The 19361-nt window shown below is 30.0% G+C and carries 17 protein-coding genes; 13 read left to right on the plus strand and 4 right to left on the minus strand.

Annotation, left to right across the window (positions count from 1 at the left end):
- Window positions 1–920 precede the first annotated feature (920 nt).
- The gene (locus Q1X91_RS08655; RefSeq protein ID WP_300755922.1) at window positions 921–2189 is read right to left on the minus strand and encodes a serine dehydratase subunit alpha family protein; all 1269 of its coding nucleotides are present in this window, start codon (window positions 2187–2189) and stop codon (window positions 921–923) included.
- Between the two features lie 234 nt (window positions 2190–2423).
- Between Q1X91_RS08655 and galK the strand changes: the two genes are divergently transcribed.
- The 4 genes from galK (at window position 2424) to Q1X91_RS08675 (ending at window position 6365) form a co-directional block, all read left to right on the plus strand.
- Window positions 2424–3605 (plus strand): galactokinase, encoded by a 1182-nt coding sequence (gene galK, locus Q1X91_RS08660; protein WP_300755925.1) that lies wholly within the window; start codon window positions 2424–2426, stop codon window positions 3603–3605.
- A gap of 155 nt (window positions 3606–3760) precedes the next feature.
- A protein-coding gene (gene prfB, locus Q1X91_RS08665; RefSeq protein WP_300755928.1) for a peptide chain release factor 2 occupies window positions 3761–4865 on the plus strand; the annotation gives its coding sequence in 2 pieces (ribosomal slippage) (window positions 3761–3832 and window positions 3834–4865; 1104 coding nt in all).
- 202 nt (window positions 4866–5067) lie between these two features.
- The gene (locus Q1X91_RS08670; RefSeq protein WP_300755931.1) at window positions 5068–5649 is read left to right on the plus strand and encodes a hypothetical protein; all 582 of its coding nucleotides are present in this window, start codon (window positions 5068–5070) and stop codon (window positions 5647–5649) included.
- A gap of 143 nt (window positions 5650–5792) precedes the next feature.
- Window positions 5793–6365, plus strand: a complete 573-nt coding sequence (locus tag Q1X91_RS08675) for a hypothetical protein (RefSeq protein ID WP_300755934.1) — start codon at window positions 5793–5795, stop codon at window positions 6363–6365.
- 5 nt (window positions 6366–6370) lie between these two features.
- Here the strand turns inward: Q1X91_RS08675 and Q1X91_RS08680 are convergent, their stop codons facing one another.
- Complete coding sequence (locus tag Q1X91_RS08680; RefSeq protein ID WP_300755937.1) at window positions 6371–7651, minus strand: ankyrin repeat domain-containing protein; 1281 nt, start codon at window positions 7649–7651, stop codon at window positions 6371–6373.
- 176 nt (window positions 7652–7827) lie between these two features.
- Here Q1X91_RS08680 and Q1X91_RS08685 point away from each other — a divergent pair, with 176 nt between their 5' ends.
- The 6 genes from Q1X91_RS08685 (at window position 7828) to Q1X91_RS08710 (ending at window position 12765) form a co-directional block, all read left to right on the plus strand.
- Window positions 7828–8400: an HD domain-containing protein gene (locus Q1X91_RS08685; RefSeq protein WP_300755942.1), complete on the plus strand. Its 573-nt coding sequence runs from the start codon at window positions 7828–7830 to the stop codon at window positions 8398–8400.
- A 17-nt stretch (window positions 8401–8417) separates the two neighbouring features.
- Window positions 8418–9059: an isochorismatase family protein gene (locus Q1X91_RS08690; RefSeq protein ID WP_013115086.1), complete on the plus strand. Its 642-nt coding sequence runs from the start codon at window positions 8418–8420 to the stop codon at window positions 9057–9059.
- Window positions 9056–9589: a methylated-DNA--[protein]-cysteine S-methyltransferase gene (locus Q1X91_RS08695; RefSeq protein ID WP_300755947.1), complete on the plus strand. Its 534-nt coding sequence runs from the start codon at window positions 9056–9058 to the stop codon at window positions 9587–9589. The genes Q1X91_RS08690 and Q1X91_RS08695 overlap by 4 nt, the downstream gene beginning before the upstream one ends.
- A gap of 28 nt (window positions 9590–9617) precedes the next feature.
- Window positions 9618–10172, plus strand: a complete 555-nt coding sequence (locus tag Q1X91_RS08700; protein WP_300755950.1) for a GNAT family N-acetyltransferase — start codon at window positions 9618–9620, stop codon at window positions 10170–10172.
- Window positions 10173–10235: 63 nt separating this feature from the next.
- Entirely contained in the window at window positions 10236–11429 is a 1194-nt protein-coding gene (locus tag Q1X91_RS08705) for an ATP-binding protein (RefSeq protein WP_300755952.1), read from the plus strand.
- Window positions 11422–12765, plus strand: coding sequence for a sigma-54 dependent transcriptional regulator (locus Q1X91_RS08710; RefSeq protein WP_300755956.1), 1344 nt, complete (start codon window positions 11422–11424; stop codon window positions 12763–12765). The genes Q1X91_RS08705 and Q1X91_RS08710 overlap by 8 nt, the downstream gene beginning before the upstream one ends.
- Window positions 12766–12858: 93 nt before the next feature.
- On the opposite strand, the gene Q1X91_RS08715 is transcribed toward Q1X91_RS08710, so the two are convergent.
- Window positions 12859–13323, minus strand: a complete 465-nt coding sequence (locus Q1X91_RS08715) for a PTS glucose transporter subunit IIA (protein ID WP_300755958.1) — start codon at window positions 13321–13323, stop codon at window positions 12859–12861.
- Between the two features lie 307 nt (window positions 13324–13630).
- On the opposite strand from Q1X91_RS08715, the gene nagE reads away from it, so the two are divergent.
- The 3 genes from nagE (at window position 13631) to Q1X91_RS08730 (ending at window position 17689) form a co-directional block, all read left to right on the plus strand.
- Window positions 13631–15091: an N-acetylglucosamine-specific PTS transporter subunit IIBC gene (gene nagE, locus Q1X91_RS08720; protein ID WP_300755960.1), complete on the plus strand. Its 1461-nt coding sequence runs from the start codon at window positions 13631–13633 to the stop codon at window positions 15089–15091.
- Window positions 15092–15232: 141 nt separating this feature from the next.
- The gene (locus tag Q1X91_RS08725; RefSeq protein ID WP_300755962.1) at window positions 15233–16213 is read left to right on the plus strand and encodes a PTS transporter subunit EIIB; all 981 of its coding nucleotides are present in this window, start codon (window positions 15233–15235) and stop codon (window positions 16211–16213) included.
- A gap of 360 nt (window positions 16214–16573) precedes the next feature.
- Window positions 16574–17689, plus strand: a complete 1116-nt coding sequence (locus Q1X91_RS08730; RefSeq protein WP_300755965.1) for an ABC transporter ATP-binding protein — start codon at window positions 16574–16576, stop codon at window positions 17687–17689.
- 93 nt (window positions 17690–17782) lie between these two features.
- On the opposite strand, the gene Q1X91_RS08735 is transcribed toward Q1X91_RS08730, so the two are convergent.
- Complete coding sequence (locus Q1X91_RS08735; RefSeq protein ID WP_300755968.1) at window positions 17783–18757, minus strand: tRNA-dihydrouridine synthase family protein; 975 nt, start codon at window positions 18755–18757, stop codon at window positions 17783–17785.
- Between the last annotated feature and the right edge of the window lie 604 nt (window positions 18758–19361).

Genomic DNA, 19361 nt, shown 5'->3' on the forward strand with positions numbered 1-19361 from the left:
ATAAAGCTATGGCTGATATGTTAAAAATAATTAAAGACAATGGCAGCGATTATTTCCGTCCTGATGAGGCCGTTACGCATTATACTTTTGAGATTAATTAGTATATACTGAAAAGTTTTAAGTTTGTCAATTTTTTATTGTTCTTTTTCCCGCCGCACACCACAGGCGGACTTTGTCAAAAGAACCTTATATCCTCGACAAGCTCGGATACGCTTCGCGAAAGTGCAAGTATAAAAATAATACTAAATAGTACTAATTATGTTTTACATGTATAATAAATTATTAAATTTAGCCTTAAATATAGCCCTTCGTTACCGAAGGCACGCAGAGCGAAAAACGCAATTACTAGAACTTTATACTTTAAAGATATGTATTAAATGTATGATAATACCCGAAATTTGGGCTACACCTAAAGGTGGACTTTGTCAAATGCAGTCTTTTTGGTTCTTTGTGCCACACCGAAGGCGGACAGCGTCACAAAAGAACTGGGGTGGTTACGTAGTACGCAGAGCGGTGGGCAAAGCCCTGCAAATATTTTAAATTAAAAAAATTAATTTTGACAAAATAAAATTGTTTAGGTATATACTGGAACGACTTCATTTTGTCAATTGATGTACATTATATAGAATTATCAACTTTTTTGCCGCACACGCCACAGGCGGGCTTCGCCAAAGTTGCTGCCAAAGGCACGCAGAGCGAAAAACGCAATTACTAGAGCTTTATACTTTAAAGATACGTATTAAATGTATGATAATACCTGAAATTTGGGCTGCACCTTGCCTACAGCACGCAGAGTGGTGGGCTTCGTCAAAAGAACCTTATATCCTCGACAAGCTCGGATACGCTTCGCGAAAGTGCAAGTATAAAAATAATGTCAGTATTGATTAACTTAGTTTTTAGAAAAGTATATCATTTTTTAATTACTTATCTATCATTATATTAAGTATTTCGATGTCTGTACCTTTCATACCTTCTTTAGCCATTCTTCCTATGCTGTCAATGGTAGCTTCAATATTATCTTTTACAAGACCGTCTCCAGATTTGAATACTTTTCCGTCTTTTGCCAAATTATAAGCAAGTATTCCGCAGTCAAGAGCTTCGGATATTTTTGAAGCACATGAAGATTTAGCACCATCGCATACCATACCGCCTATAGTACATAGAGCATTTGTAATAGTATCGCAAATAATTTTGTAGTCTGCATTATTAAGATATGCTATGCCAGAAGCAGCACCAGTTGCAGCACAAACAACTCCGCAGAATGCAGAAAGTTTACCTATATGTTTTTTCTGAAGTATTGCAATCAAATTTGAAAGTACCAAAGCACGGTATAGTTTATCTTCAGAGGCATTCATTTCTTTAGCATATATTATAACAGGTACAGATACAGTTATACCCTGATTTCCGCTTCCAGAGTTTGTAACTACTGGCATAGGACAGCCTCCCATTCTGGCATCAGAACCTGCAGAAGCATATGCTTTAGCTCTGTTGCGTACATCTTCACCGTAATATTTTATCAATGTTTTTCCTACACCAGAACCGTAATCGTTTTTTAAGCCTTCTTCGGCTATTGCTGAGTTTAAATCAATTTGTCTTTTAATTGTTTCTCTAATATCTTCTATATTGACTTCATTTGCAAAGTTTAATATGTCTTTTATATTTAAAAGTTCTCTGTCATCATGTTCTTTTTGTTTTAAAGAATTATCAGCAGAAAATAGTTCCTTACCATCTTTTATAATCCTTGTAATATTGGTATGGGCATTTTTTATTTCTACTAATGCAGAAGAATCTTTGTATTTAGCTTCTATTATAATATGCAAATTTTCAGAACCCTCTATCAAATCACATTTACAGAAGTTATTACTTATAAGTTCTTTAGTTTTTGCTATATCTTCTTCTTTAATTGATGATAAAACTTCAAGATTTTTATTAGCATCTCCTCCCGCTATACCTAAAACAGCAGCTACATCAATACCCTTTAATCCTCCTGAATTTGGTACAGTAACACCTTTAACATTTTTAATAATATTTCCGCTGCATTTTACAGTTACAGAATCAGGCATATTTCCAAGCACTTCTCTTACTTTAGCACCTGCAAAAGCTATTGCTATAGGCTCAGTACAGCCTAATGCTGGTATTAGTTCTTCTTTTAATATATTTATATAGCTGCTGTATAAAGTTTTATCCATAATTATTTGTCCTTTCTATAAATGTATTATAATTAGTATTATATTATTCTTTATATTCAAAATCAATATTTTTAATAAATTATTTATTTTAGTTTTATAAAAAATTTACGATTTATAAAATTAAATGATTTATTTTATGAAAATATTATTTTTTTTATAATAGTATTATTTATACTATTGATTTTTTTCTATTTTATGATATTTATAACAGATAATTTTTGAGAGAATTAAATTATGATACCTAGATTACATTTAAAAATAGTAGCAAGATTTAGAGAAGTTTTCGGACAAAAAGGCGATACAAAATTATACTTTGCTCCCGGAAGAGTAACAATAATAGGGGAGCTTATAGATTATTCAGGCGGAGATACCATAACTACTGCCGTAGACAGAGGTACTTATATAGTTGCAAGAAAAAGACCTGATAATAAAGTTAATATATATGCCCATTCTTTTAAGGCAAAAAAATCATTTACTTTAGATGATTTAGAAAGAAATAAAGAAGATGAATGGGCGGTTTATTTTAAGGGCGTTTTTTCTGTTCTTTTGGAAAAAGAATACAAAATACATGGTATGGATATTTTTGTTTATACCGATTTGCCTTTTAATACATCTTTAGCATCTTCAAGTTCATTATGTGCTTGTTTAACATATGCTGCTTTAGATATTAATAATATAAAAGATGCTGATCCTATAGAAATGGCAAAACTTTCTTATGAAGGCGAAATAAAATATGCTTCTCATAGAACTTCTTTAAGTGATCATGTTACAATATTTATGTCTAAAGAAAATACATTATTTTTCTTTAATATGAAAACACTTAAATATGAATATTTTGATTTTAATTTAGGCGACTATTGTATGGCTGTTGTTAATAGCAATAAGAAGAGAACTTCAAGCGACAGTGAATATAATGCTAGAAAAAGAGAATGTGAAAATGCATTAAAAAAACTTAAAGATAAAAAACCAAATTTAAAATCTCTATCAGATTTAAAGCCTAAAGATGCTGATTTTATAAAAGAGACGCTTCAAAATAAAGAGCAGAGACGTGCTTTATACGTTTCATCAGAACAGGACAGAGTAAATCAGGCGGTAAAAGCTATTAAAAAGGGTTCTGTAAAAGATTTGGCTAATTTGATACTTAAAACTCATGATGGTTTGAGTAAATTATATGAGGTATCTACTGCTGAACTTGATATATTGGTTGAAGAGTCTTCTAATATGGACGGAGTTTTAGGGGCTAGAATGATAGGTACTGGGTTTGGAGGCGGAGTTTTATTATTTCTAAAGAAAACTGAAGTTGAAAATGTTATAGAAAATTTATATGCTCATTATAAAGAAAGAACAAGAAGAGATGCTGATGTTTATATATTAAAGCCTTCTAATGGTACAAGAATTCTTCCTACTGAAGAATAATTTTTTTAGTGATTATAAATTTACACATTATCATTTTATTAATAATTAAATATAGTAAAGTTTAAATTTGGTATATATTAAATCTGCATATAAATTTATATATTATAACTTTTTAATATATAATAGTTAGTTATATTATAATAGGAAGTGGTTTTATGACATTATCTGAAATAAAAAATACGGTATCAAATATTAAGGAACAGTCAGAAATATTAAGGGGGTATCTTTGACCCTGATTCTATTTATAAAAGGGTTAAAGAAATAGATGAAATATCAGCCAAAGATGATTTTTGGAACGATAATATAAAAGCTCAAAAATTAATGAAAGAAAGAATGCTTCTTCTTGATAAGATAGAGCCTGTAGAAAATCTAATAAAAAATTCTAATAATATATACGAACTTGTAGAAATGGCTATAGAGTCTAATGATACAGAAATGGAAAAAGAGCTTGAAGGTGAATGTGCAGAGCTTCAGCGTATTTTTGATGAACTTGAAACTAAAAATTTATTTTCTGGGGAATTTGACAGTAAGAATGCATATTTAACTTTGAATGCAGGTGCAGGCGGTACAGAAAGCTGCGATTGGGCTTCTATGCTTTCAAGAATGTATGTACGTTTTTGTGAAAGACATGGGTTTACTGTTGAAACTACTGATGAACTGCCCGGTGATGAGGCTGGAATAAAACAGATAAGTTTTTATGTTCAGGGGCTTTATGCTTATGGTTATTTGCGTTCTGAGATAGGCGTTCACAGATTGGTTAGAATATCGCCTTTTGATGCCAATGCTAAAAGACATACCTCTTTTGTGGCAGTTAGTGTTATGCCGGATATAGATGAGGATATTGAGGTAGAAATAAATCCTTCCGATTTGAGAATAGATACATACAGAGCTTCAGGTGCAGGCGGACAGCATGTTAATAAAACTTCATCAGCTATAAGAATTACTCATATACCTACTAATATAGTTGTTCAGTGTCAGGCAGAAAGAAGTCAGCATAATAATAAAGATATGGCTATGAAAATGCTTAAAGCAAAACTTTATCAGCTTGAAAAAGAAAAACTCGATAAAGAAAAACAAAAAATAGCTGGAGAGAAAACTGATATAGCTTGGGGAAACCAAATTAGAAGTTATGTTTTTCAGCCTTATCAAATGGTAAAAGATTTAAGAACTGGGCATGAAACTGGAAATATGAACTCAGTTATGGACGGTAATATTGATGAGTTTATATCAGCATATCTTAAACAGCAAATAAAAAAATAACAATTTTTTATATAATTTAAAATACTAATATAATCTGTTATTATAAAATAATCAAAAAAACTTTATGCTTTATATAGTTTTAGTAAAATAAATTTTACTATTTATCATACAAATAAAACTTTTATTAAATAATATTATGTTAATTATTGACATTTTTAGACATAAATTGTATAGTGTAGATAAATAAAACATGGAGAATATTATGTTTAAAAAGATTACACTCGCAGCAGCAATGATATTAGTTTTAGCTGCTGCTATGCCAAAAAAGGCAGAAGCTGCTTATTCTGACGGTGCAGCAATAGGAGCTTCATTGTTTTTTGGATATCCAAATCAGGGTTTAACTCTAGTAGGACAATTTAAAGGTGTGCCTTTGATGTTTGGTGTTCAGGCTGTGGCAAATGTATTCAACAATGGTTATCAATATTTCGGTGTTGGTTTAACTATGGATTGGTGGGGACTAAAAATACCTTTGGGTAAAGCAGGGGAATCCGATGTTCATTTCTATTTAGGACCTGGACTTGCTGCTGATACTGCTTTTGGTTCAGATTATTGGTCTATTAATGCTGGTTTAAGAATGCCTATAGGTTTTTCTTTCCTAATCAAACAAAAATGGGAAATTTTCTTGGAACCTGCTCCAGTTGTTAACGTTTTGCATGCTGATAGCTATGGTGTATCTTTGTTAGGTTTTTATCTAGGAGATACCGATGATAGACATAGAAATCGTTGGTATTTAGGACATTTCCTACATTTAACATTCCAGTTCGGATTCAGATATTGGTTCTAATATAAAAATATAATTGAAATTGTCAGCCTCGCTTTTTATTTAAGCGGGGCTTTATTTTTTATAAAGATAATTTCTTTACTTTTCGATATTATTTTTTATATTTATTAAAAATAATAATTAAATACTAATTTGGACTTTTATCTATGTTTAGAAAGACGGCTGTTTATGCTTTTATAATAATTTCTTTTTGTTCTATTTTTTCATTATCTTCAAAATTATATGCTGATTATCCAGACGGAAGCAGTGCTGGTTTTTTTCTTAGATTTAGTTTTCCAAGTCAGGTATCTTTAGGGGTAACAGGAAAATTTGATGTTGTTCCTTTTATGTTCAGCGGTATATTTAATGTAGGTATATCTTCTAAAGGCTGGGCATGGATGGGATTAAGTGCTAGTGCAGATTGGTGGGGATTAAAGCATAGATTTGAAGAGGCTGGAAAATCAGATGCTTGGCTTTATTTTGGGGCAGGGGCTGAGGCTGTTGCAGAGTTTGGTAATAATTATTGGAATATAGGTTTAGGTTTCAGAGTTCCTCTTGGTGTTTCTTTTATAGTTGACAGAGATTGGGAGATATTTTTGCAGATTGCTCCGGGGCTTAATGTAATAGCTGTAGGTAGTGAGGGATTTGGTACTTTTGGCTGGTATCCTAGTCATACAGGCTGGACTTTTGCCAAATTTTTTAGATTTTCTGGGGATTTTGGATTTAGATATTGGTTTTAAATAATTTAATCCATTCTATGACTTTCTAATAATTTTTTTATTTCTTCATTTGCTGACTTATTTACTAAGTTTATGGCATTATTATCTATATAGGCATTATTTATTATGAGTGTTCTGCACATTTCATAATTATTATTTTCTATTGCTATACATAATGGAGTGTATCCTTTTATTTCATCTTTTATATCAGCATATGCTCCATTTGATAATAATTTTTTTAAAGCATATATATTATTATTTTTTACAGCCATATGAATAGGTGCATATCCTTTATAAATATTATTTAATTGAGACTTTGCATTTATTAGTATATTCATAGCTTCAGTATAGTTATTTTCAGCTGCGATATTTATAGGCATTGCATTATCATTATTTAATATATTAATATTGGCATTGTATTTTATAAGTAGGTTCATAACATTTAGATATTCTTTTGATTTGCTTAAGTTCATTACAGCCAAATGCATAGCGGTATTACCATCTTTATCCTGTATATTAGGATCAGCATTTTTTGATAGTAAAAGACTTACACTTTCAAGTAATTTATTAGAATCATTTTCTATTACGTATTGCAAAGGTGTTTTGAAATAAGCATTTGTATTATTAATATCAGCACCTAATTTTATTAATTCCTCTGCTGCCTGAATAGATCCTGCACCTACAGCATAATGAAGCATTGTATTCGTATCTTTTGTATCTACATCTATACCCAGCGTTTTTACTAGATAGTTTATATTTTGAGCATTATTTCCAATAGAAGCAGATTTTATTAATGATATAACATCTTCGCTGTTCATAAGAAGATATATATTTTTATTTAAATAAAGCTCTAGTATTTTTGGACTTGCATATTCTGAAGCTATAAACTCACTTCTTGGTTTTTCTTTCATTTGAAAATTGATATTTGCTCCTGAATCTATTAATAATTTTACACTTTCAAAGTTATTATTAATAGCAGCAATGTCCATAGCAGAGCAGTATGAAACATTTATATTTTTATTATTATTTGTGATATTTGTATTTTTATCTAAAAGCAGATTTAAATCAGTATACGGAGAGTTTTTTAATGCGTTTATAGAAGAGGTTTGATTATTTTCAGCAGCTATATGCAGTAAAGAATATCCTCTTTCATCTTTGGTATTAGGGCTTACATTTTGAGATAATAATGTTTGTATAGTTCTTACATCTCCTATTTTTACAGCATTTATCATTTTGTTTTCATTTTCAGTTACAGGGTATAGATTTATGATATTTATAAATATAAGAGCTATTATAATTTTTTTCATTATTAAGTCCTATTATAATATTATGTATACTAATACTATATAATAATCGTTTTTATATTGATTTTTATTATAATTTTTTTGTGATATTTATTTTAATTTATATAAATATAAGAATAAAAATATTGAAAAATAGAAAAATATAATATATACTTATGCTAATCTTTGGAGGTTTTTAAATGGCAAGCATAGAAAGAGAAAGAGCTGTTGAATTATTTAAAAAATACAATGAAGAGCAGTCTTTATTTAAACATGCTTTATCTGTAGAAGCAGTGATGAGATATTTTGCTAAAAAGTACGGCGAAGATGAAGACGAGTGGGGTATGGTTGGCTTTTTGCATGATATGGACTATGAGAAATACCCAGATAAGCATTGTATAAAAGTTAAAGAGATACTTGAGGAAGAGGGACTTCCAAGCGATTTTATACGAGCCATTCAAAGTCATGGTTACGGACTTTGTACTGATATAGAACCTTTAAGCAATATGGAGAAAACATTATATGCTGTTGATGAGCTTGCAGGTTTTATTACAGCATGTGCTTTAGTGAGACCTTCAAAGAGTTTGGACGATATGGAAGTAAAATCAGTAAAGAAGAAATTAAAAGATAAAGCATTTGCAGCTAAAGTTGATAGAACAGTAATAAATAATGGTGCTGATATGTTAGGAGTTCCTATTGATGAACTTATTAAAGAAACTATACAGGCACTTATACCTATACAGGAGAGTATAGGTCTTAAGAAAATTTCCTAAATTACGGATTTAGTGCTATGAGTAAAATAAAGATATTGACAATAGTAGATATGCAAAATGATTATATGGAAGGCGGTCCTATGGCAGTAAAAGGTGCTGTAAAACTTGTACCTGTAATCAATGATCTTATAAAAAATGGCGAATATGATGCTATAATTGCCACTCAGGATTGGCATCCTTCCAATCACATATCATTTGCCTCTACTCATGAAAAAGAGCCTTTTTCAAAAATAAAAGTAATAGATCAGGATACAGGAGATGAAGAGATATTAACTCTTTGGCCTCGTCATTGTGTTGCAAGAACTTACGGATCGGCTATAGTTGACGGGCTTAGAAAGAAGAGAGATTATATATATGTTCAAAAGGGTGTTGATCCTGATGATGAGGGAAATTCTGGATTTTCTTATATGCATAAAGAGTTTATAGATGCGGCAAGAGAAAATAAAGAAACGCTGATACTCGATTTTGTAGGTGTTGCTTTGGACTACTGCGTATTTTATACAGCAAGAGACACTGCAGAATATGTAGCTTCTATTGATGCCGAGTATTTAGTCAGTGTTAATGTACTTGAATACGCATCGGCTGCTGTTAATCCAGATGTGATAGAAGGGCTTTATTCATCATGCCCTCTTATTAATCTTAAAAAGGTTAGACTGTGAAGATTATTAGGCTTGATAAAAGAGAATATTCTAAAAAAGCCTATGTTTATAAAAGTCCTATAGGGGATTTAATACTTACTTCTAATGATGACTGTCAATATATTACTTCATTAACATTTAATTTAAATGATAATCAAATTATTATAAAAGATGAAGAACCTGCCATTATAAAAAAAGCAAAAAAAGAACTTGATAATTATTTTTTTAAAAACAGCAGAACATTTACTGTAGATTTAGGAGTATATGGTACAGATTTTCAATATAATGTTTGGATTGAAACTTCAAAAATACCTTTCGGAAAAGTTTTGACATATTCGGATATAGCAAAAAGTATTTCAGATAAAAAAGGAAGCATATCAAGAGCAGTAGGCACAGCCGAAGGAAAAAACAGTATAGCTATTATAATACCTTGTCATAGGGTTGTTGGTTCTAACAGAAGATTAACTGGTTATGCTGGAGGATTGGATAAAAAAGAGTATCTGCTTTCTCATGAGGGATTTAATATAGAAGGTTTCAAAATTATTTCTTGATGATTTTTGTTTAAAGAGGTTGTTTTTTATGCTTAAAAAGACTTATAAAACAAGCAGACTTTTTTTAGTTCAGCCGAGTATAAGTATGGCAGAGAGTATAACAGATTTTTACAGCAGAAACAGAGATTTTTTTAAGAAATTTGACCCAGAAAGACCTGAAGTTTTTTATAAAGTTAATACTCATAAAAATATTATAAAAAGAGAACTTGAAGAAATTAAAGCAGGAAGAATGCTTAAATTTTGGATTTATAAGATAGAAGATAAAAAAAGAATTATAGGAATGATTAATTTTACTAATATATTTATGGGCAGTTTTTTATCATCTACTGTAGGCTATAAATTAGATGAGTTTGAACAGCATAAAGGTTATATGACAGAAGCATTAAAAGCAGCAGTAATAATAGTTTTTAAAGAGTTAAAACTTCATAGAGTGGAAGCTAATATTATGCCTCATAATAAACCTTCATTAGAATTGGCAAAAAGATTGGGTTTTGAATATGAGGGGCTTGCAAAAAAATATTTAAAGATTAATGGAAAATGGGAAGACCATATTCATATGACTATAATAAATGATGAAGTATGAAATCATATAAAATTATAAAGCATATCTATTGAAGTTTTTTTTATTTTTATTATACTTTATAAAATGAATAGAACCAATCAGTTTTTTGATAAAATTTTTCAGAATTTCGATAAAGTTTCTGATGCTGAAAAGAAAAAAGTGTTTCAAAGATTATCCACGCTTTGGTATTCTCAAAATATTATTATAGAAAATCTCGAAGAGGGTATAATAGCAATAGATAATGAAGGAATGATACAGGGAATAAATAAAAAAGCTTGCTTCCTGTTTTCAATACCTAGAAACTCTGAAGGGGAATCTCTTTCACAATGCATGCCTGATAATGATATAGGAAAAACTATACTTGAGCTTGTTAATAGTAATGACTCAGAAACTAAATTATTAAAAGATAATGAAAATGAAAGAATACTTCAGATAAATATACTTCCTATAGGAGAGAACGGAAGAATTATAGGTACTCTTATAAAAGCATTTGATATAACAAAGACATATGAGAGTGCTCAGAAACTTAAACGTGCAGAACAGCTTGCTTCTCTTACAACTCTTGCTGCTGGTGTTGCACATGAAATAAAAAATCCGCTTGGATCTATTTCTATATATGTTCAGCTTATAGATAAGATAATAAAAAAGAATATGGACAATGATTGTCAGTGCTATAAGGATTTTAAAGAATATTCTAATATTATCAAAGAGGAAATTGGAAGGCTTGAAGATACCATTAACTCATTTTTGTTTTCTGTACGTAAATTAGAATTAAATATTGAAGATGTTAATATAAATGCTCTTATTCTTTCTACGGTTTCATTTTTAAAATATGAGATAGAGAAAAATAATGTTAGTATAGATATAAAATTTGATAAAGACAATTTAATACTAAAATTAGATGAAAGATATATAAAACAGGCATTAATTAACATAATACAGAATGCAATTGATGCTATGAATGAGAATAAAAGGGATAATAAAAAAGAGATTTATATAAAATTAAAAACTATTGATAACTATGCTGTTATAAGTATAAGAGATACAGGCATTGGAATGAAAGAAGAAACATTAAATAAAATATTCGAGCCTTATTTTACTACAAAAAGACATGGTACAGGACTTGGACTTACAAATGTTGTTCGTATAATAGAGGCTCATAACGGCAATATAACAATAGAAAGCGAATATGAAAAGGGCAGTGAGGTTATAATAAAGCTGCCTTTAAAGCAAGAAAATCAAAAATTTTTAAATACGGATTTATTAGATTATGCCTAAGATATTAGTAATAGACGATGAAAAAAATATAAGAGATGGTATCAAAAAATCATTAGAGTTTGAGGGTTATGAAGTAGTAACTGCTGAAAACGGAGAAAAGGGTATAGAAACTGTTTATAAAGGCGGAATAGATTTAGTTATAACGGATTTAAAAATGCCTGAAAAAACAGGAGAGGAATTTTTAAAAGATATATTGGAGTTTGATAAGCATATACCAGTTATAGTTCTCACAGGGCATGGCAATGTTGAGACAGCAGTTGAGATGATGAGGCTGGGAGCTTATGACTTTATGACTAAGCCTTTTAATCTTGATAAAATGCTTTTAATAATAGCTAGGGCTTTAGAGAGTAAAAACATAAAAAAGACTAATGAAACTTTAGAAAAACGTGTAGACTACAATGAAAGTTTTTACGGAATGATAGGTCATAGTGCTAAGATATTAAAAGTTTATGAAGCAATAAAACAGGTTGCAAGAACTAAAGCTACAGTTCTTATAGAGGGAGAAAGCGGAACAGGTAAGGAATTAGTAGCAAGTGCAATTCATCAAATATCGGACAGAGCGAAACAGCCGTATATTACTGTAAACTGTGCGGCACTTTCTGAAGGTGTACTTGAAAGCGAATTATTCGGTCATGAAAAAGGTTCTTTTACAGGTGCCGTTGATAAAAAGATAGGGAGATTTGAGGCGGCAAATAAAGGCACTATATTTTTGGACGAAATAGGGGAGATTAATCAGGCTGTTCAGGTTAAACTTTTAAGGGTGCTTGAAGAGAGAGTAATTGAAAGGGTAGGTTCTAATACTCCTATTGATGTTGATATAAGAGTGATTGCTGCTACAAATAAAAAATTGTCTGAAGAGATAAAAGCAGGTAAGTTTAGAGAGGATTTATATTATAGACTTAATGTCATAAAAATAGAAATGCCTCCTCTTAGAGAAAGAAGAGAGGATATACCTCTTTTGATAGATAATTTTATTAAAGAGTTTTCAAAAGTACATTCTATAGAAATAACTTCTGTTGATAAGAAAGTTTATAAAATATTATCTTCTTTACAATGGGAGGGTAATGTTAGAGAGCTTAGAAATACTATTGAAACTATGGTTGTAATGTGCAAAGACGGTAAAATAGATGAAAACAGTATTCCAGATTGGGCTTTGAAAAGCAGCAGTAATGATGATTTTGTTGTTGAAGGAAATGTTACTTTGGAAGAGCTTGAAAAGATGTATATTAATTATCTTCTTAGCCATAATAATTTTAATAAAGCTCAGGTTGCAAAGATATTGGGTATTGAGAGAGCTACACTTTATAGGAAATTAAAAGAAGATTCTAAAGATTAATTATTTTATCAATAATAAATAGGAGGAGCTTATTAAAAAAAACTCCTCCTTGAAAATTATTTTCTTTTTTTTATTAAATATATTAAAAAAATATTATTTAACTATAGTCATTATAACATCGCCGACTTCAACATCTCTATGTTCAGTTTTTTCTAATGATTTTAATTCTGAGAAGTTTGGTATTATAATAGGCGAAGTAATATCATATTCTTTTTCAATTTCTTCTTTGTCAAATTCTATTAATAATGCTCCAGCTTTTACTTTACTTCCCTCTTTAACATGAGCTTTGAAATGTTTTCCTTTTAATTTAACAGTATCCATTCCTATATGCACAAGTATTTCTATACCTTTAGCAGATATTCCTATAGCATGATTACTGTCTACCATAGTAACAACTTCACCATCAACAGGAGAATAAACTTTTCCTTCATAAGGAACAATAGCCATTCCATCTCCAAGTGCCTTGCTTGAAAAAGCTTCATCTTTTACTTCAGCAACATCAATCAATTTTCCCTTTATAGGACTTTTTATTTCAATTTTTTTAGAGAATAAACCCATATAATGCCTCCTCATATTTTTTATAATTTTATCATAAAAGTTTTTAAAGTAAATAACTTTATATGTAAAATAAGTAAAATATAGTAAATATGTAATTATTTGTTTGTTAGTTAACAAAACTAACAAAAAACGCTTGATAATATCATAAATAAGTACTATACTAGTAATATATGTAAAAAATTATTGTTTTTTATTATTGTAATCTATAATTTATAAAATTATTTTCTATATTTAATGACGAAAATATAATTGTAAATAATTATTAATAATAAAAGATAATTATTTTTTTTATTTTTATGGAGGATATATGTTTAATTATCTACAAAGAATAGGTAAATCTCTAATGGTTCCAGTAGCTGTACTTCCAGCGGCTGCTATTTTGTTGGGTATTGGTTATTGGATTGACCCTAATGGTTGGGGCGGAGGAAGCCCTGTTGCGGCATTCTTTATTAAGGCAGGCGGGGCTATTATTGATAATATGCCTATATTGTTTGCTATTGGTGTGGCATTTGGTATGTCTAAAGATAGAAACGGAGCTGCTGCTTTGGCGGGGCTTGTTGCTTTTTTGGTTGTAACAACTCTTTTAGCACCTGCTACAGTTGCTATGATTCAAAGTAAAGATGTTGCTGAAGTACCTGCTGGTTTTGCTAAAATTAATAACCAATTTATAGGAATACTTTGCGGAGTTATAGCAGGCGGTTTGTATAATAAGTTTGCTGAGGTAAAACTACCTGAATTTTTGGCATTTTTCAGCGGAAGAAGATTTGTACCTATAATTACTTCTGTAGTTATGATGGTAGTATCTTTCATCTTAATGGTTATTTGGCCTGCAATTTACGGAGCTTTGGTGGCTTTTGGTGAGGCTATAATAGGTCTTGGTCCTATAGGTGCTGGTATATACGGCTTCTTCAACAGACTTTTAATCCCTGTTGGTTTGCACCATGCTCTTAACTCAGTATTCTGGTTTGACGTTGCTGGTATTAATGATATACCTAATTTCTTAGGCGGTCAGGCTTCTATAGATGCAGGTACTGCTACTATAGGTGTTACTGGTATGTATCAGGCAGGATTTTTCCCTATTATGATGTTTGGTCTTTTAGGTGCTTGTGTGGCTTTTGTGAAAAATGCTAAACCTGAAAATAAAAATAAAATTAAATCTATAATGCTTGCAGCTGGTTTTGCAAGTTTCTTTACTGGTGTTACTGAACCTATAGAGTTTTCATTTATGTTTGTAGCTCCTGTATTATATGTTATACATGCTTTGCTTACTTGTATATCTTTGATTATTTCTGCTAGCTTCAAATGGATGGCTGGTTTCGGATTCTCTGCTGGTTTAATAGACTTGTTATTATCTACTAAAAACCCTCTAGCTACTCATTGGTACATGCTTATCGTACAGGGTATAGTATTCTTTATACTTTATTTTGTTATATTTGATTTTGCTATTAGAAAATTTAATCTTAAAACTCCTGGAAGAGAAGATGATGATGAAGCAGAAGTAGAGGTTACTGTTTCAGGTGATGCTTCTTATGCTGAAAAAGCATTAATGCTTCTTCCTTTACTTGGAGGTATTGAAAATATAGTTGATATTGATAACTGTGCTACTAGATTAAGATTAGAAGTTAAAGATAACACTATTATACAGGCTTCTGAAATTAAAAAATTGTTCCCCGGAGTTTTAACACCTGGAAAAACTTCTGTACAGGTAATTGTAGGACCTAAAGTACAATTCTTGGCAGATGAGTTTAAGAAAATAGCCAAAAAATAATTTAGTTATTATAACATTTAAAAGTATTATGACCTGCAGTATTATTATTTTACTGCAGGTTTTTTTATGTTCTATTATATAGAAATAAAATAAATATTGTGTTAATATTATTAAATAATTAAATATTATGAGGCTTGTTAAATGAAAGATAATAAAAAAGATATAAAATTTATACTTCCTTTAAGCTTGTTAGGGGGAAGAGAAAATATATTAAAAGTAAATAATTGTGCTACTAGATTAAGATTAGAAGTAAAGGATATGAGTAAGGTTAATGTAGAAGAGATAAAAAAATATTATCCAGCTGTACAAAAAATAAGCGATACAGAGGTTCATATAGTTGTGGGTACTAATGCCAGTTTGCTTGCTGAATCTTTAGAAAAAATATTGGCTTCCGATGATAGTTCATGCAATATGGCATTCTTGCTTCTTCCTATGCTTGGAGGAATAGATAATATAGTAAAAATAAATAATTGTGCTACTAGATTAAGACTTGAAGTAAAAAATGCTGATAAAGTTAATGAGGAAAAATATTATCCCGTAATACAAAAAATAAGTCCTACAGAGGTTCATGTAGTAGTTGGTATTAAGGCCTTTGATCTAGCTGATGAATTATCAAAGATTTTAAATGACTCTGATGATAATACAGATTATTCTAATAGAGCTTTGCTGCTTATTCCTATGCTTGGAGGAATAGAAAATATAGTAAAAGTAAATAATTGTGCTACTAGACTTAGACTTGAAGTGAAAGATATAAATAAAGTTGATGCTGAAGAGATAAAAAAATATTATCCAGCTGTACAAAAAATAAGTGATACAGAGGTGCATGTAGTAGTAGGCACTGATGCTAGTTTGCTTGCTGATGCTTTGAGAAAATTATTAGGAAGTGAGAAAGTAAAAACAGTTTTGCTTATTCCTTTGGTTGGCGGAATAGAAAATATAGTGAAAGTAGATAATTGTGCTACTAGATTAAGACTTGAAGTGAAAGACATGAGTAAAGTTAATACTGAAGAGATAATGAAGTATTATCCAGCTTTAGAAAAAATAAATAATAATGAGCTTCATATAGTAGTAGGTACAGACGCTAATTTACTTGCTAATGAGTTTAAAACATTTACTTTATAAAAATAAAAAGTATATTATATTTTCAATATAAAATTAAATAATTATTTGACTGAATATTAAGTTTTATAATTTATATTCTGTCAAATAATTAATTTCTTCTATTATAATTAATCTTCTTATTATATTTTAAGTGAAAAATACCTAATTTTATATTTATTTATATGTTATCGGTCGTAAATGTGAAATATAATGATAAAAATCTATTTATGCGTCATAAAAACTTGACAATTATATAAAAAACTATTAAACTTTAAAAATATATGATTTTTTAATGATTTTAGAAATTTTTTGCTTAAAATAACTTGGATATATTAGGTATATAAAAAAGTAATATATTATAAATAAAAGGAAGGAGTTATTATGTCAAGTATAAAATTTGAGCATGTAAGAAAAGTATATGATAATAAGGTAGAAGTAGTTAAGGATTTCAGTTTAGATATAGAAGATAAGGAATTTGTTATTCTTGTAGGTCCTTCTGGCTGCGGAAAATCTACAACACTTCGTATGATAGCAGGATTAGAAGATATAACAGACGGCAAACTCTATATTGGCGATAGATTAGTGAATGATGTAGCTCCAAAAGATAGAGACATTGCGATGGTTTTCCAGAACTATGCTTTATATCCTCATATGTCAGTATTTAAAAATATGGCATTTGGTTTGGAATTAAGAAAAACTCCGAAAGATGAAATAAAAAAACGTGTTGAATGGGCTGCTAAAGTTCTTGATATATCTCATTTATTAGACAGAAAGCCTAAAGCATTATCAGGAGGTCAGCGTCAGAGGGTGGCTTTAGGAAGAGCTATGGTAAGAAATCCGTCAGTATTTTTATTAGATGAGCCTTTATCAAACCTTGATGCCAAATTAAGAGTACAGATGCGTACAGAATTAATTAAACTTCATAAACAGCTTCAAACTACTTTTGTATATGTAACTCATGACCAAGTAGAGGCTATGACTATGGGTACTAGGATTGTTGTTATGAAAGACGGCGATATTATGCAGGTCGATGATGCTAAAACACTTTATAATAGTCCTAAAAATTTATTTGTAGCCGGATTTATTGGTGCTCCTCAGATGAATTTTATAAATGCTGTTTTAACTAAAAAAAGCGGAAAATGGTATGCTAGTTTTGACAGATATGAAATTGAACTTAATAATGATAGAATTTCAAAAGTTGATGATTCTTACGACGGAAAAGAAGTTGTACTTGGAATAAGACCAGAAAATGTTTCTTTATATAAAGATAAATCAGAAAGCAATTCTCCAAATTTAATACAGGCTATTATTGATGTTATTGAGATGATAGGTTCTGAAAGTTATTTGTATATGAACTTCGGAGATTCTCAAATTACTATAAGGATAAATACAAGTGATGATTATGAAAGAGATCAGCATGCATTTATGGATTTTGATTTAAATAGACTTCATATATTTGACAAAAATACTCAGAAAAATATTTTAGTAGAGCAGTAAGTTATAATAAAATAATAATAGTTTAAATAATAATACTAAAATAAGGCTTTGCTTTTTAATGCAGAGCCTTATTTATTATGAATATTTGAATTATTAAGATATTATGCTGTCTAATATTTTAAATAATTCTTCTTTGCTTTCGCATTTCATAAGATCAATTTTTTTTTCCATTTTATATCCTGTGAGATATTTCATAACAAACTTACGCATAAAATGTATACCGCTTATTTCACCATACAGCTCACAGCAGCCGTTTATATGTTCTTTAATAATGTTTTTTAAGCTTTCATTTTCTGTTATATCATTATTATAATCATCATTATCTTCAAATATTGTGTTAAGCTCTCTAAATATCCAAGGATTGCCAACAGCACCTCTGCCCACCATTATGCCGTCTACATTTGATATATTAAATGCTTTTAATGCATCTTCTTTAGTTTTTATATCCCCATTTCCTATTAGTATATAATCTTTTCCAAGTGCCTCTTTTACTTTTGCTATAGCTTCCCAGTCAGCAGTGCCTCTGTACAAATCACTTGCATATCTTCCATGCAGACTCAAAAAACATGCTCCGTTTTCTTTTAATGCTAATGCTCTTTCTATTTCTCCGCCTTCTCCTCGTTTGAGTCCAAGTCTTATTTTTACACTTACAGGCAGAGGAGACACACTTTTTACAGCCTTTAGTATGGAAACCATTTTATCCGTATCTTCTAAAAGACCAGCCCCTCCGTTATTTTTTACTACTTTTTTGGTAGGGCAGCCCATATTAATGTCTATAAATGAAAATCCGCTTAAATTAGTTATTTCTATTGCCCTTTTATAATCATCTTCATTAGCTCCGAATAACTGAAGTGATATTGGATATTCATCTTCTTTATGTTCCATATATCTGTAAGTTTTTTTAACCTGCCTTGCTAAAGCCGCAGCACTTACAAGCTCTGTTATAAGAAGTCCTGCTCCGAATCTTCTTGATAATCTTCTAAATACATAATCAGTATATCCAGCCATTGGTGCTAGAAAAAATCTTGAGGGTATATTTACACCTTCTATTGTTATGCCTCTTTTCATATCTTCCTTAAAAATAATTAAATTTTTTGATATAATATAACAATTAATAAAAAAACTTCAATATCATATCATTATTAAATATCTTGTTTCAAAAGTAATTTTATTTATGATTGCAGAGGCTATACTAAAAATTCTTAAGTTTGTCAATTTTTTTATTCAACTTTTTCCCGCCGCAAAAAGTTGCTGCCAAAGGCACGCTTCGCGAAAGTGCAAGTCTAAAATAATACTAAATATTACTAAGTTTAGCCTGAAATGTAGCCTTTCGCTGCCGAAGGCACGCAGAGCGGGCACGACGGTGTGCTTCGCAGGGCTAGTCCCCGCAAATACTAAATTTAAAAATTTATTTTTTGACAAATTATAGTCGTTTAGGTATATACTGCTGTAGTCATATAAAAGAACGGCATTTTTAATATAAAATTATTTGTCAAGTAGTTTTGAAACAAATCTAATAAAAACTATAACTAATTTTATTGATTAGTCTTAAAAAAACAGAACACCTAAAAAGAAAAAATTGCACGGGTTCCATACATATTGCATTTAAGTATTCCTTAATTTCTTAAAGTATAGCATAGGAGTATCATAATTTAAAGTAGAATGTATTCTT

Origin of the sequence: uncultured Brachyspira sp. (assembly GCF_949287625.1) — a bacterium.
Lineage (GTDB): Bacteria > Spirochaetota > Brachyspiria > Brachyspirales > Brachyspiraceae > Brachyspira.